Origin of the sequence: Nguyenibacter sp. L1, from assembly GCF_035199985.1 — a bacterium.
Classification (GTDB): Bacteria; Pseudomonadota; Alphaproteobacteria; order Acetobacterales; family Acetobacteraceae; genus Gluconacetobacter; species Gluconacetobacter vanlangensis.
In genome coordinates this window covers 3,060,575-3,074,169 of sequence record NZ_CP127015.1, presented here as the reverse complement: position 1 = coordinate 3,074,169, position 13,595 = coordinate 3,060,575, and the positions used below count along the sequence as shown (strand labels likewise).

Annotated in this window: 10 protein-coding genes; 5 read left to right on the top strand and 5 right to left on the bottom strand. The window is 68.8% G+C overall.

Annotation, left to right across the window (positions count from 1 at the left end):
• Positions 1–8 precede the first annotated feature (8 nt).
• From QN315_RS13750 to QN315_RS13730, 5 genes are read right to left on the bottom strand one after another with little or no spacing between them, the layout of a single operon-like run.
• Positions 9–1,337 (bottom strand): gluconate:H+ symporter, encoded by a 1,329-nt coding sequence (locus QN315_RS13750; protein ID WP_323989836.1) that lies wholly within the window; start codon positions 1,335–1,337, stop codon positions 9–11.
• Entirely contained in the window at positions 1,334–2,827 is a 1,494-nt protein-coding gene (locus QN315_RS13745) for an amidase family protein (protein WP_323989834.1), read from the bottom strand. The genes QN315_RS13750 and QN315_RS13745 overlap by 4 nt, the downstream gene beginning before the upstream one ends.
• 5 nt (positions 2,828–2,832) lie before the next feature.
• The gene (locus tag QN315_RS13740; protein WP_323989832.1) at positions 2,833–4,029 is read right to left on the bottom strand and encodes an MFS transporter; all 1,197 of its coding nucleotides are present in this window, start codon (positions 4,027–4,029) and stop codon (positions 2,833–2,835) included.
• A gap of 8 nt (positions 4,030–4,037) precedes the next feature.
• Entirely contained in the window at positions 4,038–5,396 is a 1,359-nt protein-coding gene (locus tag QN315_RS13735) for an MFS transporter (protein ID WP_323989831.1), read from the bottom strand.
• Positions 5,393–5,701 carry a hypothetical protein gene (locus QN315_RS13730; protein ID WP_323989830.1) on the bottom strand — a complete coding sequence of 103 codons (309 nt, stop codon included), beginning with the start codon at positions 5,699–5,701 and terminating at the stop codon, positions 5,393–5,395. Before QN315_RS13730 ends, QN315_RS13735 begins: the two co-directional genes overlap by 4 nt.
• A 98-nt stretch (positions 5,702–5,799) precedes the next feature.
• On the opposite strand from QN315_RS13730, the gene QN315_RS13725 reads away from it, so the two are divergent.
• The 5 genes from QN315_RS13725 to QN315_RS13705 all read left to right on the top strand — a co-directional run bounded on the left by QN315_RS13725 (position 5,800) and on the right by QN315_RS13705 (position 13,466).
• Positions 5,800–6,657, top strand: a complete 858-nt coding sequence (locus QN315_RS13725) for a MurR/RpiR family transcriptional regulator (protein WP_323989829.1) — start codon at positions 5,800–5,802, stop codon at positions 6,655–6,657.
• 201 nt (positions 6,658–6,858) lie between these two features.
• Complete coding sequence (locus tag QN315_RS13720; RefSeq protein WP_323989828.1) at positions 6,859–9,312, top strand: TonB-dependent receptor plug domain-containing protein; 2,454 nt, start codon at positions 6,859–6,861, stop codon at positions 9,310–9,312.
• A gap of 180 nt (positions 9,313–9,492) precedes the next feature.
• Positions 9,493–10,977, top strand: coding sequence for an amidohydrolase family protein (locus QN315_RS13715; protein ID WP_323989827.1), 1,485 nt, complete (start codon positions 9,493–9,495; stop codon positions 10,975–10,977).
• A 19-nt stretch (positions 10,978–10,996) separates the two neighbouring features.
• Positions 10,997–11,971, top strand: coding sequence for a GTP-binding protein (locus QN315_RS13710; protein WP_323989826.1), 975 nt, complete (start codon positions 10,997–10,999; stop codon positions 11,969–11,971).
• Between the two features lie 13 nt (positions 11,972–11,984).
• Positions 11,985–13,466, top strand: a complete 1,482-nt coding sequence (locus tag QN315_RS13705) for a M81 family metallopeptidase (RefSeq protein WP_323989825.1) — start codon at positions 11,985–11,987, stop codon at positions 13,464–13,466.
• Positions 13,467–13,595 lie beyond the last annotated feature (129 nt).

Here is a 13,595-nt window from a genome sequence, read left to right as displayed (position 1 = left end):
AATCATTGTTATATATTACATATCATGGCGGCGGCCAGGGCCATGAGGGAAATCAGCGTCTCGATGCAGGACCAGGTCAGCAGGGTCTGGCCGACCGAGAGGCCCAGATATTCCTTGACCTGCCAGAAGACAGGGTCGGTGACCGGCCCGAAGGCGACCGATCCGGCGCCGGTGGCCAGGACGAGGGCCTCGGGCGCCGCCAGGCCGGCCTGATGCGCCAGGGGGGCGAGGATGCCGGCGGCGGTGCTCATCGCCACGGTGGCCGAACCGGTGGCCAGACGGATGATCGCCGCCAGCCCCCAGGCCAGCAGCAGCACGGGCATGTGCATCCGCAGGGCCAGCGCGGTCAGCACCCCCGAGATGCCGGAATCGATCAGGGCGCGGCCGAAGCCGCCGCCGGCGCCGACCAGCAGCACGACGAAGGCGATCGGCGCCAGGCAGTCATGCAGATGGCGGGCCAGGTCGCGCCCGCCCATTCCGCGCGCGGTGCCCAGGGCGACGCAGGCGAAGAGCGTGGAGAGAACCAGCGCGATATCGGTGCTGCCGGCGAAATCGGCAAGCCAGCGTCCGCCGGCGCCGGGCAGCAGGCGGGCGGCGAGCATGCCGCCCAGGATCAGCAGGACGGGCATCAGCACGGCCAGCAGGCTGAGGCCGAAGGGCGGCAGGCGGTCGGTCGCGCGTTCGAGGAACTGGGCCTCGAGCGTGCTGACGCCGGTCACGTGCAGGCGCGGGACGACCAGGGCCGCGAAGAGCGGGCCGGCGACGATCGCGGCCGGTACCATCACCATGGCCCCCAGCAGGACCATGCGGGGCACGCTGGCGCCATAGGCCTGGATGGCCAGCATGATCGCCGGATGCGGCGGCATGAGCGCGTGCGCGGCCGACAGGCTGGCGGCCAGGGGCAGCGCCGCCAGCAGGATCGGCCGGCCGGCCGCCCGTGCCGCGACGAAGGCCAGCGGGGCCAGCAGCACGAACCCGACATCGAAGAAGACCGGAAGCCCCACCGCGAGCCCGACCGTCATCATCGCCCAATGGATGTTGCGCGGCCCGAAGCGCGCGACCAGGGTGCGGGCGATGCGTTCGGCGGCGCCGGTTTCGGACACGATGCGGCCCAGCATCGTGCCGAAGGCGATGACGAAGGCGATATGCCCCAGCGCGTGGCCCGCGCCGGCTTCGAACGAGGCGACGCCGGCCGAGGGCATCCGCCCGGTCGCGACGGCCACCAGCACCGCCACGCCGAACAGCACCATGATCGGTTCCAGCCGGAAGCGGGCGATCAGGACGATGACCGCCAGGATCGCCAGCGCGCCGACGGCGACGACGAGAGGTGCGCTCATTCGGGATCGCCGAAGCCGGGGCGGGTGGCGATGGGGGACATGTGGCGCAGGGCCGCGATGTCGGGCACCGGGCGGCACAGGTCCGGCGTGGCGGCGAAGGCGGATTCGATCGCGGCGGCGACCCGCAGCAGCATTGCGTCGCCGCCGCGCGGCCCGACGATCTGCAGGCCGAAGGGCATGCCGCGCGCATCGGTGCCGACGGGGATGCTGATGGCGGGATGGCCGGACAGCGTGACCATGTAGGCCAGCGCCAGCCAGTGGAAATAGCTGCGGGTCGGCGCGCCGTCGATCTCGGTCGGGTAGAGTTCGGTCCAGGGGCGGGGACTGACGGTGACGGCCGGGCTGACCAGGATGTCGTAGCGGGTGAAGAACGCCTGGTAGGCGCGGTAGATCCTGGTCTGGACGGTCGCGGCGCGGGCATGGTCCTGGAGCGTGTAGGACAGGGCCTCTTGGACATTCGCGCGGATGTTCGGGCCGAGCTGATCGTAATGGTCGCGATAGCGCGCGCCGTGGGCGGCGAGGAACATGGCGCCGCGCAGCACGGCGAAGGCGTCGTCGGCGCCCGTGCAGTCGGGCGATGCCAGGTCCGCCGCGCCGAACAGGGCCGCGATGGCGGGCAGCTTGTCGCGAAAGGCCCGGCGGACGATCGATTCCGTGGGGGCCGTGCCGAAATCCTCGGTCGCGGCGAGGCGCAGGCCGGCGAGGTCGATCGGGGCGAGCGGCGTATAGGCGCCGGCCCCGCCGCGGACCGCGCGGCCGGGCAGCGTGTAGGCCAGCGGGTCGTAGGCCTGGTCGCCGGCCATGGTGCCGAGCAGCAGGGCGGTGTCGGCCACGGTACGCGCCATCGGGCCGTCGACCGGCAGGCAGGACCAGCCATGCGGCCGCGTTTCGCTGGGCACCAGGCCGGCCGAGGGGCGCATGCCCACGATGCCGTTATAGGCAGCCGGGTTGCGCAAGCTGCCGCCCGTGTCGGAGCCGGTGCACAGGGTGGCCATGCCGCAGGCCAGCGCCACGCCGGAGCCGCCGGAGGACCCCGCGGCGTTCAGGGCGGGGTCGAACGGATTGCCGGTGGCGCCGTAGACCGGATTGCGCGTGTTGCCGCCGGCGGCCCATTCCGGCGTGTTGGTCTTGTGCATGATGACGGCGCCGGCCGCGCGCAGCCGGGCCACCAGCGCCTGGTCGGCGGCGGGGACGTGGTCGCGGAACAGGGGACTGCCGAAGGTGGTGCGCAGGCCGGCGGTGACGTGGGTGTCCTTGACCCCCAGCGGCAGGCCGCAGAGCGCGCCGTCGGGTTCGCCGCGATGCCAGGCGGCCTCGGCCCGGCGGGCGGCGGCGCGGGCGGCGGCGCGGTCCTCGGCCACCACGGCGTTGACGGCCGGATTGACCTGGTCGGTCCGTGCCAGGCAGGCATCGAGCGCTTCGACCGGCGAGGCCCGGCGGGTGCGGAACAGATGCAGCAGGTCCAGGGCGGTCGCGTCACAGAGTTCCATCGATATCACTCCGCTAGGGGCAAGGCGGACGGGAAGCGTCCGCAGGCGGCATTGAAGACGAGCGCCAGCGCCCCGGCGCCCACCAAGCTGAGAAACACCAGCGGATAGCTGTGAAAGGCGCCCAGCAGGGCGCCGATGACCGGCGGGGCGACGAAGCCGGCGAACTGGCCGCCGAAATTGATCAGCCCGAAGCCCGATCCGGCGCGATCGGCGGACAGCATGCGCGCGGGCAGGGAGAGGATGGCGGCGAAGACGAGGGACTTGAAGAAATACAGGCAGGTTTCCGCCGCCACGACGCCGTTCACGCCGGGGGCGTGCGCCATGGCCAGCAGGGCCGCGCAGGACAATAGGATGTTGGCCGACATGAAATGATGTTCGCGGTCGCGGAACCAGCGCGCCATGATCCATCCGCCGGATGCCGCCGCCAGGGTCGCCGCGACATAGGGCAGCGTCAGGAGCACGCCCGCCGCCTTGAGCGACACGCCCCGTTCATGCAGCAGGTAGGTGGGCATCCAGCTTTCCAGCGCCTTGTTGATGAAACTGACCAGGAACCACACCCCCATCAGCCGCCGGATGCCCCGCGCCCGCAGCACGTCGGCGAACAGGCGGCCGGATGCGGGGGCACGCGGGGCGGATTGCCGCGCGCTGCCCGGGGCCAGCACCAGATAGGCCGCAGCACAGGCGAGGCCCGCGATGCTCATGACCAGGAAGGGCCGGCGCCAGCCGCCCCAGGCCAGCAGCGGCAGCAGCAGGGCGGGGGCGACGAGGTAGCCGAAATAGTTGGAGGACATCAGCGCCGAGGGCGCCTTGTCCCGGGCGGCGGCGGGGAACACGTCATAGAGGGCCTTGATGCTGGCGGCGGGAAAGATCCCCTCGCCCATGCCGAAGAGCAGCCGCACGAGCAGGAGCGCCGAGGCCGTCGCGACCAGTCCGGTGCCGAGCGTGAACAGCGACCAGAGGACCAGCCCGGCCAGGACGACGGGTTTCGACCCGAAGCGGTCGGCCAGCCATCCGCCGGGTATCTGCATGCAGGAATAGCCCAGATAGAACACGCCCAGCACGAACCCCTGCCGCGTGGGCGACATGTGAATATCGTGCAGCATGGCGGGGACGGACAGGGTCATTGCCGCGCGGTCGAGATAGGACACGCACCAGCCGAGATAGAGCAGGGCGAAGACCGCGTATTTCGGCTGGACGGACATGGCGCGGCCTATTCCGGCAGGGCGGCGCCGGCCGCCGGTGCCCGGCGTCCGGGCGGGACCGCCAGGCACAGCACCACGCCGCCGAGGGCCACGACCAGGCTCATGCAGGCCAGCCCGCCATCGAGGCTGCCGGTGAGGCGGGCGAGCTGGCCGATGATCATCGGGCTGAGGAAGCCGCCGAGCAGGCCGAGCGAATTGATCAGCGCGTAGCCGCCGGCGGCGCCAGGGCCCTTGAGGCGGTCCGACGGCACGGACAGGAAGATCACGTAGGCGGCGTAGAGCGCCGCTGCGGTGGCCGAGAGGGCGGCCAGCGCCCCCCACAGATGATGGCCGGCGGCGATGACCAGCAGCAGGCCGGCCGCGCCGGCGAAGGCCGGGATCGCGCTGTGCCAGCGACGTTCCCGCGCCCGGTCGGAGCGGCGCCCCCACAGCAGGATGCCGCCGGTCGCCACCAGATAGGGCATGGCCGAGAGCAGCCCGACCCGCAGGTCGGACTGCACGCCGGCGCGGCGGATGATCGCGGGCAGCCAGAAATTGATCGTGTACAGGCCGCAGATCAGGCAGAAATAGGCCAGCGACAGGACATGGACCGCACGGTCGCGCAGCACGGCGCGAAAGCCGGCATGCGAGGCGCCGGCCGTGGCGGCGCGCGCGGCGAGCACCGCCCGTTCGGCCGGGGACAGCCAGCGCGCGTCGGCCGGCCGGTCGCACAGCACGGCCAGCACGACGATGCCCATGAGCACGGACGGCAGGCCCTCGAGCACGAACATCCAGCGCCAGCCGTCCAGGCCGCCGACATGGTCCATGGCCTGGAGCAGGAAGCCGGAGAGCGGCCCCGAGATTGCGCCCGAAAGCGGGCCGGCGGTCTGCTGGACGGAGACCACCGTCGCCATGCGGTCGCGCGGGTACCAGAGCGTGAGGTAATACATGCAGGCGGGGGCGAAGCCGGCTTCGAACACGCCCAGCAGGAAGCGCATGACGTAGAAGCCGTACCGGTCGTGGAGCAGGCCCATGGCGGCCGAGGCGAGGCCCCACAGGACCATGATGCGGAAGAATGTCCGGCGCGCGCCGACCCGGGGCAGCAGCAGGTTGGAGGGGATTTCGAAGAGCACGTAGCCGATGAAGAAAATGCCGGCCGCGACGCCGTAATCGGCGGTGGACAGGCCGATCCGCTGTGCGATCTGGTGCTGGGCGAAGCCGATATTCATCCGGTCGATGCAATCGAGCAGGTAGGCGATCGCCAGCACGGCGACCACGCGCCGGTCGACCTGGCGATAGAGCCGGTCGAGGGCGCCGCCTTGTGCCGCGCGGCACGCCGCGTCGTGCGGCACCGTGTCCTGCGTCATCGTGTCGTGCGTCATCGTCATGATCGGGTCCCCGCGATGCCGGGCAGCGGATACATCTCGGGCCGCCGGTGCCGCGCGAGGCGATCCGGGTCGCAGGCGGCGGCGAGGATGATGACGCGGCTCATGCTGCCGGACGGGGCCGTGACAGGAGGGGCGTTGCGGCATATCCAGGCCAGCGGGACATGGTCCGCGACGCGGCGGCGCGGCCGGCGGAACAGGGACGGAAAGCGGGCGGCGCCCGGTCCGGTCGGGAGAGGACGGAAAAAGGATCGACGGACATGACGAAGTCCTTGCCCCAGCGGCTGCACGGCCATACTGCGCCGCATCCACCCACCCCGTGTCAAGGACGTAATGAAAAATCATTTTCATATTGAAATTGGAATGATGGTTATGTTTCACTTCTCCTGCGTTCGGTGAGAGGCACATGAACGACGACTCAGATGTTTCGATCGGGGCCCGGATCATGCAGATTCATGACGCGCTGACGGCCGGTGAACAGCGCCTGGCATCGGTGATTCTGGAACTGGACGGGAATTTCTCGGGATTTACCGCCAGCGAGCTTGCGGCGCGGGCCAATGTGTCGAACCCGACGGCGGCGCGCTTCTTCCGCCGCCTGGGATATGAGAATTACCAGCAGGCCCGCACCCATGCGCGCGACCAGGCGTCGCTGGGGTCGCCGCTGGTGGCGTTGCAGCGCCGCCACCGGATCGGCGACGTCGATTACGACCTGGGGCGGTATGCCGAGCATGAAATCCTGAATCTGCGCCGGACGATGGCCGAGATTTCCGGCGAGAAGCTGCATGCGGCGGTGCAGATGCTGCGGGAGGCGCGGAAGATCCGCATCGTGGCCTTTCGCAATTCGGTGCTGATCGCGCTGTATCTGCGGGCGCAATTGTCGCTGCTGCACGACAATGTGCAGGTCCTGCCGCAGCTTGGCATGGCGATGGGCGAGGATGTCGCGACGATGGGGGCGGAGGACCTGCTGGTCGTCGTGGGGATGCGGCGCCGGCCGCCGGTGCTGACGCAGCTTATGCGCGCGGCCCTGGAGCGGAACGCCAAGGTCCTGCAACTGACGCATATCGGCGCGCCGGCCAGCCCCAACCCGTCCGTCCTGACGCTGCGCTGCGTCGTGGATGGCGCGGGGATTTTCGACAGCTATTCGACGGCGCTGTGTGTCGCGAACTGCCTGGTGTCGCTGCTGGAGCAATCCATGGGACCGGGCGTGGCCGAGCGGCTGGCGAATATCGAGACGCTGCGGAAGGATATCGATGGGATCGGATGATATCCGGACCGTGGCGCGGCGGCATGTGAAGCGGCCATAGACACGCGGTCCGATCCAGGACCCTGAGAATTGGGGCCCTGAGAACCGGACCCCGGCCGCCGCATGTCTTATTTTGTTACGATATAACAATATTCTATCGGAGACGGACCCATCGGGCGTGCCAGCCATCCAGCGCCATGAGAAATATACCGGAGAGAGAATATGAAATCAGGTCGAGCCGGATTATTGACGGTGCTGTCGGTGACGACGGCACTGGCCTGCCTGCCGATCGGGGGGGAGATGGTGCCGGGGGCCCTGGCCGCGACGGCCGACGGCAGGAGGCCCATCCATAAGCCCGGCCATCATCGGCGCCCGGTGGCGGACGGCGGGGTGGTCGCGGTGACGCAGGCCCCGGTCCGGCCGGCGCGGCGCCGCGCGGCGGCGGCCAGTCCGGAAGCGATCGACGTGGTCGCCCATGCCAGCCGGTTCGGTTTCGACGCGCAGCAGCACCAGGCGGGATCGACGACGATGCTGAGCGAGGAGGCGCTGATCTCGCACCATGTCAACACTGTCATGGATCTGCAGAAACTGGTGCCGAACCTGACGATCCAGACGGAAAGCGGATCGAACGCGCCGTCATTCTATCTGCGCGGGATCGGGCTGGAGGATTATACCCAGAACAACATGCCGTCGGTCATGACCTATTTCGACGGCGTGGCCTATCCGCTGTCGCCGATGAGCAGCGGGCAGATGTTCGACATCGCCACTGTCGGCGTCGATCCCGGGCCGGTGGGCTTTACCCACGGGATGGCCGATACGGGCGGCGAGGTGCGGATCGAAAGCCGCGCGCCGACCAGGACGCTGCATTACGGTGCGTCGGAGGATCTGGCGACGCGGGACAGGAGCAAGACCACGCTTTATGTCTCGGGCCCGATCACCAACAGCTTGCAATATCGCCTTGCCGGCCAGACCGTGCAGGGCGGCGCCTATCGGTTCAACCGCGTCAGCGGACAATCGATCGGCAATGCCAATTTGGGGGCGCTGCGCGGCCGGCTGGCCTGGCAGCCCGACGCGAAGACCGACATCGACCTGATTGCGAACTGGTCGATGGACGAATCCGACGCCGCCGCCGGGTTTATCCTGGATGATTTCAGCGCGGTCAGCCACATGCCGCGCGACCGGAACATCTATGCCACGGGATGGAGCCTGAATCCCGCCTTTGCCAAGCTGGTGGGCATCGCGCCCCATTCGATCCCGTCCTATGACGACGTGACGTGGGGGATTACCCTGAAGGCGGCGCGCGACCTGGGCTGGGCCACGCTGCAGACGATCGGCAATTTCAGCCAGCAGCAGCGGCATGAATATGTCGATCGCGATGCGTCGGCCTTTCGGTCCGGGGACAGTTTCTTTGCCGGAAACAGCAACGTCTTTTCGCAAGAGGTCAGCCTGAAGGGACGGCCGGTGCTGGACGGGCGGCTGGAGTGGATTGCGGGGCTGTACTATAACCGGGCCCGCGCCTTCGGGGCGAACTGGTTCGACATGAGCGATACCGCGGGCTATATCCGCGACAGTTTCCACAACCAGCCGCAGGAGAATTTCAGCCAGTTCGCGACGCTGGACTATCACATCACCCATACGGTCAAATTCACCTTCGGGCTGCAGCACCAGTCGGATACGCGCAGCCTGGTCGGCGATACGGTCGCGCAATATTATTATCTGCCCTCGGCGACCAAGAGGGCGCATTGCGGCGCCGATCCGGCGCCCTGCGCCAGCGCCAATCCGTTTCCGACCCATGGCGCGCTGACCAACCAGTTTTCCGGCAAGGTGGGCCTGTCCTGGCAGGCCCGGCCCAACCTGCTGCTGTATGCCGATATAGCGCGCGGCGTGAAGCCCGGGGGCTTTACCACCAACACGACGGTCGCGAACGTGCAGATCCAGCCTTTCAAGCCCGAATGGGTGCTGGCCTATGAAGTCGGATTCAAGAGCGATTTCTTTCGCCGGCGGCTGCGCCTGAATGGCGCGCTGTTCTGGGATGATTACCACGACAAGCAGATGCTGGGCACCCTGGTGATTCCGGGCGCGCTGGGGGCCTATAACCCCGAGGGGGCGCCGGGGACGTACGGGTCCTATATCAATATTCCGCATGCGCAGTTGTGGGGCACGGAAGTCCAGATCGAGGCCAATCCGATCCGCGGCCTGACCCTGTCGCAGAGCATCGGCTATCTGCGCGGCAAATACACCGATTACCAGCAGGTGAATTCGGCCGCCGTGGCGGCGAACTTTACCAGGACCGGTTTCTACAGCCCGGTCTATACCAATTATGACGGCGCCGACATGGGCATGCCCAAGCTGACGCTGAACGGGCAGGTGTCGTACGAGACGCGGCCGGTGTTCCGTCGCTATACGCTGACCTTCGAGGGGAATTATTCCTATCGCGACCTGCAGGACAGCCTGCAGCCGCGCGGGAGCGGCGTCTATGTCGTGCCGGCCTATTTCCTGATGGGCGGCAGCATCACCTTCAAGCCGCGGAACGGGCGCTGGTTCGTCAGCGCCTATGCGTCGAACATCCTGAACCGGCATTATATCGACGTCGTGCCGGTGGCGGCGACCACCGTGCTGATGGGGATTTCCGGCGAGCCCCGCTTTGTCGGTGGGCGGTTCGGGTGTGATTTCTGATGGATAGGGTATTTCTTCTTTTTCTGAAGAAAAAGAAGCAAAAAGACTTTTATTCGTTAAGGGGTTTTGTGCCGGGCGCATGCCGCAGTCCCTTAACGTCCAGAAGTTTTTTGGTTCTTTTTTCAAAAAAGAACGAGAATCCATGGGGCATAATCATCATGCGGTGCGCGAGGAGGATGCATGTACGACCTGATCATCCGGGGGGGACGGCTGATCGACCCCGAGACGCGGCTGGATGCGATCGGCGACGTTGCGATCCGCAATGGCGCGATCATGCGGGTGGGCGGCGTCGCGGGGCCCGCCCTGCGCGAGATCGACGCCACCGGGCTGGTCGTGGCGCCCGGATTCATCGATATCCATGCCCATGGGCAATCGGTCCCGGCGGACCGGATGCAGGCGTTCGACGGCGTGACCACCACGCTGGAATGCGAGGTCGGCAGCCTGCCGGTGGCGGGCTGGTACGACGCGCAGGACAGCAGCGGCCGCGTGCTGAATTACGGCGTGTCGGTCGGCTGGGTCTTTGCGCGCATCGCGGCGATGACCGGGCGGACGCTGGAACCGTCGCTGAGCTTCATGGGACGGTGCATGGACGATCCGCGCTGGGTCGAGACCGTGGCCGGCGATGCGGAACTGGAGGACATCCTGTCGCGCGTGCGGCGGGGGCTGGATGAGGGCGGCCTGGGGATCGGCATCCCGAATGCCTATGTCCCCGGCGCGGGGGTGAAGGAGATTTCGCGGATCTGCAGCCTGGCGGCCGAGTACGACGTGCCGACCTATACCCATGTCGCCTATGCGTCGAACATCGATCCGCGCAGTTCGATCGAAGCCTATACGCGGCTGATCGGCTATGCCGGGTCGACCGGCGCGCGCATGCATATCTGCCATTTCAACAGTACCAGCCTGATGGATGTCGAACGCGCGGCGGACCTGGTGCGCACCGCGCAGGCGCAGGGGCTGAAGGTGACGGTGGAGGCCTATCCGTACGGGGTGGCGTCGACGGTGATCGGCGCGCCGTTCTTTGCCGACCCGGCCTTTCCCGAACGGACCGGCCGCGGCTATGACGCGCTGCAGCGGCTGGATGACGGGCGGCGGATCGGCAGCCGCGCCGAATTGCTGCAGGCGCGGGCCGAGCGGCCCGAGAACCTGGTGCTGTGGCACTTCCTGGATGTCGAGGGCGATGCGCGGCATCGGGACCTGCTGGACGTGTCGGTGCTGTATCCGGGCGGGATCATCGCATCGGACGCCATGCCCTGGACCCTGCCCGACGGCACGGTCTATGGCGGCGATGCGTGGCCCCTGCCCGCCGATGCGGTGTCGCACCCGCGTTCGTCGGGCACGTTCGCCCGGTTCCTGCGCGTCTATATGCGCGAGCGCGGCATGCTGTCGCTGATGGAGGCCATGGCCAAATGTTCGTGGCTGCCGGCCACCATCGTCGCGCCCGCCGCCCCCGCGATGCGGCGCAAGGGACGGTTGCAGGAAGGGTGCGATGCAGACCTGTGCGTCTTCGATGACCGGACGATCGGCGACCGGGCCGATTTCGCGGCGTTGAACCTGCCGTCGGAGGGCGTGCGCCATCTGCTGGTCAATGGCCAGCCGGTGATCGACGATGGGACGCTGCGGCGCGATGCCGCCCCCGGACGGCCCGTCCGGGGGCGGCGGCATTAGCGCGCCGGGAGGTGCCGCCATGGCGGTTCCGGTCGTGGTGGTGGGCGGCTTTCTGGGGGCGGGGAAGACCAGCCTGATCAACCGCATCGTCAACCGGTGCGCGCCGCTGCGCCTGTCGGTGCTGGTGAATGATTTCGGGGCGCTGGCCATCGATTCCGACCTGATCGAACAGGCCGGCGAGCGGATCGTCACGCTGAAGAACGGGTGCGTCTGCTGTTCGCTGCAGGGCGACCTGCTGGCGTCGATCCGGATGGTGCTGTCGCGGCCGGAGCCGCCGGATGCCGTGCTGGTCGAATGCAGCGGCGTGTCGCGGATCGGCGCGGTGCGCGATGCACTGCTGGACCCGGTGATCTGGCAAGCCGCGGCGCTGGAGGCCGTGGTCTGCGTCGCCGATGCCGCCGACATGGCCGCCGACGAGGGCTATTTCGACGATCCGCTGCGCGCCGCGCCGATCCGCGATGCGGACCTGGTGGTGCTGTCGAAGACGGACCTGCTGTCCGGCGCCGTGTTGGAGCGGGTCCTGGCGGCGCTGCATGCCCGCAAGCGGGCGGACCTGGTCCTGCGCCCGGCCGACGCGGCGGACCTGCCCGGACTGCTGCTGGCGGCCGCACCGGGCCACGCGCCCGCGACGGCACCGCGCCAGGGGGCGCGGTTTCGTGCCGAGGACGTCGCGGATGCGTCGTCGCTGTTCGCCTCGGTCAGTTGGCGGAGTGCGCGGGCCCTGGATTTCGGGGCGTTCCAGGCGGCGATCCAGCGCCATGCGGCCACGATCCTGCGGGCCAAGGGGATCTTGCGCCTGCATGGGCGGGAGGCGGCGCCCCTGCTGTTCCAGATGGTGGGCCAGCGGGTGACGGTCGGGCCGGCCCCGGCGCGCGCGGCCGGCGCGGACGGCACGCGCCTGGTCTTCATCGGCCGCCGGGGCCGCATCGACTGCGCCGCCATCGCGGCGGACATGGATGGCTGCGTGCCGCCCGGGACCGCGGGAGAGGCATGACGGGGGGAGAGACATGAAGATCTTCATTGCCACATTGGGGACGGAAACCAATACGTTCTCGCCGATCGTCACGGGGCGGGGTGCCTTCATGGGCGCGCGGGAATGGCACCGGACCGGGGGCAGCCTGGCCGCCGCGACGCCGGCCACCCTGCCGCTGCGGACCTGGCGGGAGACGGCGGTGGCCGAGGGGCACGAGGTCGTCGAGAGCATCTGCAGCTTCGCCCAGCCCGGGGGCCCTACGCCGGCATCGGTCTATGAAGAGCTGCGCGACCTGGTCGTCGGCGACCTGAAGGCGGCGCTGCCGGTCGATATCGTGCTGCTGTCGATGCATGGCGCGATGGTGGCCGTGGGATACGACGATTGCGAGGGCGACGTGCTGGCCCATGTGCGGGCGGCGGCCGGGCCGGAGGCCGTGGTGGGCACGGTGCTGGACCTGCATTGCCACCTGACGGAGCCGATGCGCGAACAGGCCGACCTGATCGTCACCTACAAGGAATATCCGCATGACGATATCCGGGAGCGTTCGGCCGAGCTGTACCGGCTGGCGGTGCGCACGGCGGCGGGGGCGATCCGGCCGGTCATGGCGTATCACGACTGCCGGATGCTGGGGATCTGGCGCACGCCGCACGGGCCGGTGCGCGCCTTCGTCGATCGCATGACGGCGCTGGAGGGCAAGGACGGCATCCTGTCGGTTTCGTTCGTCCATGGATTTCCCTGGGCTGACGTGCCGGATGTCGGGGCGAAGATGCTGGTGATCGCCGATGGGGACGCGGACCGGGCGGCGGCGCTGGCCCGGACGCTGGGCCGGGAGATCTGGGCCATGCGGGCGGCGAGCGTGCCGTCCGGCCTGACGATGGACGCGGCGCGGGCGCGCATTGCCGCGCGCGCCGCGTCCAGGCCCGCCAGGCCGCTGGTGATCGCCGACGTGTCGGACAATGCGGGCGGGGGCGCGCCGTCGGACAATACGATCATCCTGCGCGACCTGCTGGCGCATGGTGTGACGAACGTAGCGCTGGGCTGCATCTGGGACCCGGCTGCCGTCGCGTTCTGTGCCGAAGCGGGCGAAGGCGCGACGTTTCCGCTGCGGCTGGGAGGGAAATGCGGCCCGGCATCGGGCGATCCGGTCGACGTGACGGCCCATGTGCGGCGCTGTTCGGACAATCTGGTGCAGACCGGACTGAGCGGCGGCGCGGCCTATATGGGCCGGAGCGCGTGGATTGCGGTGGACGGGATCGACATCGTGGTGACCGCGCGCCGGCAGCAGGTCTTCTCGCCGGACGTGTTCGGCAACATGGGCATCGCGCTGGCGGACAAGGATGCCGTCGTCGTGAAATCGGCCCAGCATTTCTACAACGCCTTCGCCGCGATCGCGGACGACGTCGTCTTCGTGCCCGTCGCCGGCTGCGTGGTACCCGACATGACGGCGCTGCGCCTGCCCCGCGCGCGCGCGCCGCTGTGGCCGCATGTGGCGGACCCGTTTGCCGGGACGGGCTGAGCGGCGCGCCCCGAGGGGGATGAGGGGCAATGGCGGCGGGGTGGTGCCGCGTGCATTCGTGTTTGCACCGGAATGATGGCTGTGGCCATATCGGGAGCCGGCCTGCGTTGCGCCGCCGCCCGCCGGCAG

Bases quoted from the DNA above. Each gene is read 5' to 3' on its own strand.
- QN315_RS13750 (WP_323989836.1), bottom strand. From the start codon at position 1,337: ATGAGCGCACCTCTCGTCGTCGCCGTCGGCGCGCTGGCGATCCTGGCG.
- QN315_RS13745 (WP_323989834.1), bottom strand. From the start codon at position 2,827: ATGGAACTCTGTGACGCGACCGCCCTGGACCTGCTGCATCTGTTCCGC.
- QN315_RS13740 (WP_323989832.1), bottom strand. From the start codon at position 4,029: ATGTCCGTCCAGCCGAAATACGCGGTCTTCGCCCTGCTCTATCTCGGC.
- QN315_RS13735 (WP_323989831.1), bottom strand. From the start codon at position 5,396: ATGACGATGACGCACGACACGATGACGCAGGACACGGTGCCGCACGAC.
- QN315_RS13730 (WP_323989830.1), bottom strand. From the start codon at position 5,701: ATGCGGCGCAGTATGGCCGTGCAGCCGCTGGGGCAAGGACTTCGTCAT.
- QN315_RS13725 (WP_323989829.1), top strand. From the start codon at position 5,800: ATGAACGACGACTCAGATGTTTCGATCGGGGCCCGGATCATGCAGATT.
- QN315_RS13720 (WP_323989828.1), top strand. From the start codon at position 6,859: ATGAAATCAGGTCGAGCCGGATTATTGACGGTGCTGTCGGTGACGACG.
- QN315_RS13715 (WP_323989827.1), top strand. From the start codon at position 9,493: ATGTACGACCTGATCATCCGGGGGGGACGGCTGATCGACCCCGAGACG.
- QN315_RS13710 (WP_323989826.1), top strand. From the start codon at position 10,997: ATGGCGGTTCCGGTCGTGGTGGTGGGCGGCTTTCTGGGGGCGGGGAAG.
- QN315_RS13705 (WP_323989825.1), top strand. From the start codon at position 11,985: ATGAAGATCTTCATTGCCACATTGGGGACGGAAACCAATACGTTCTCG.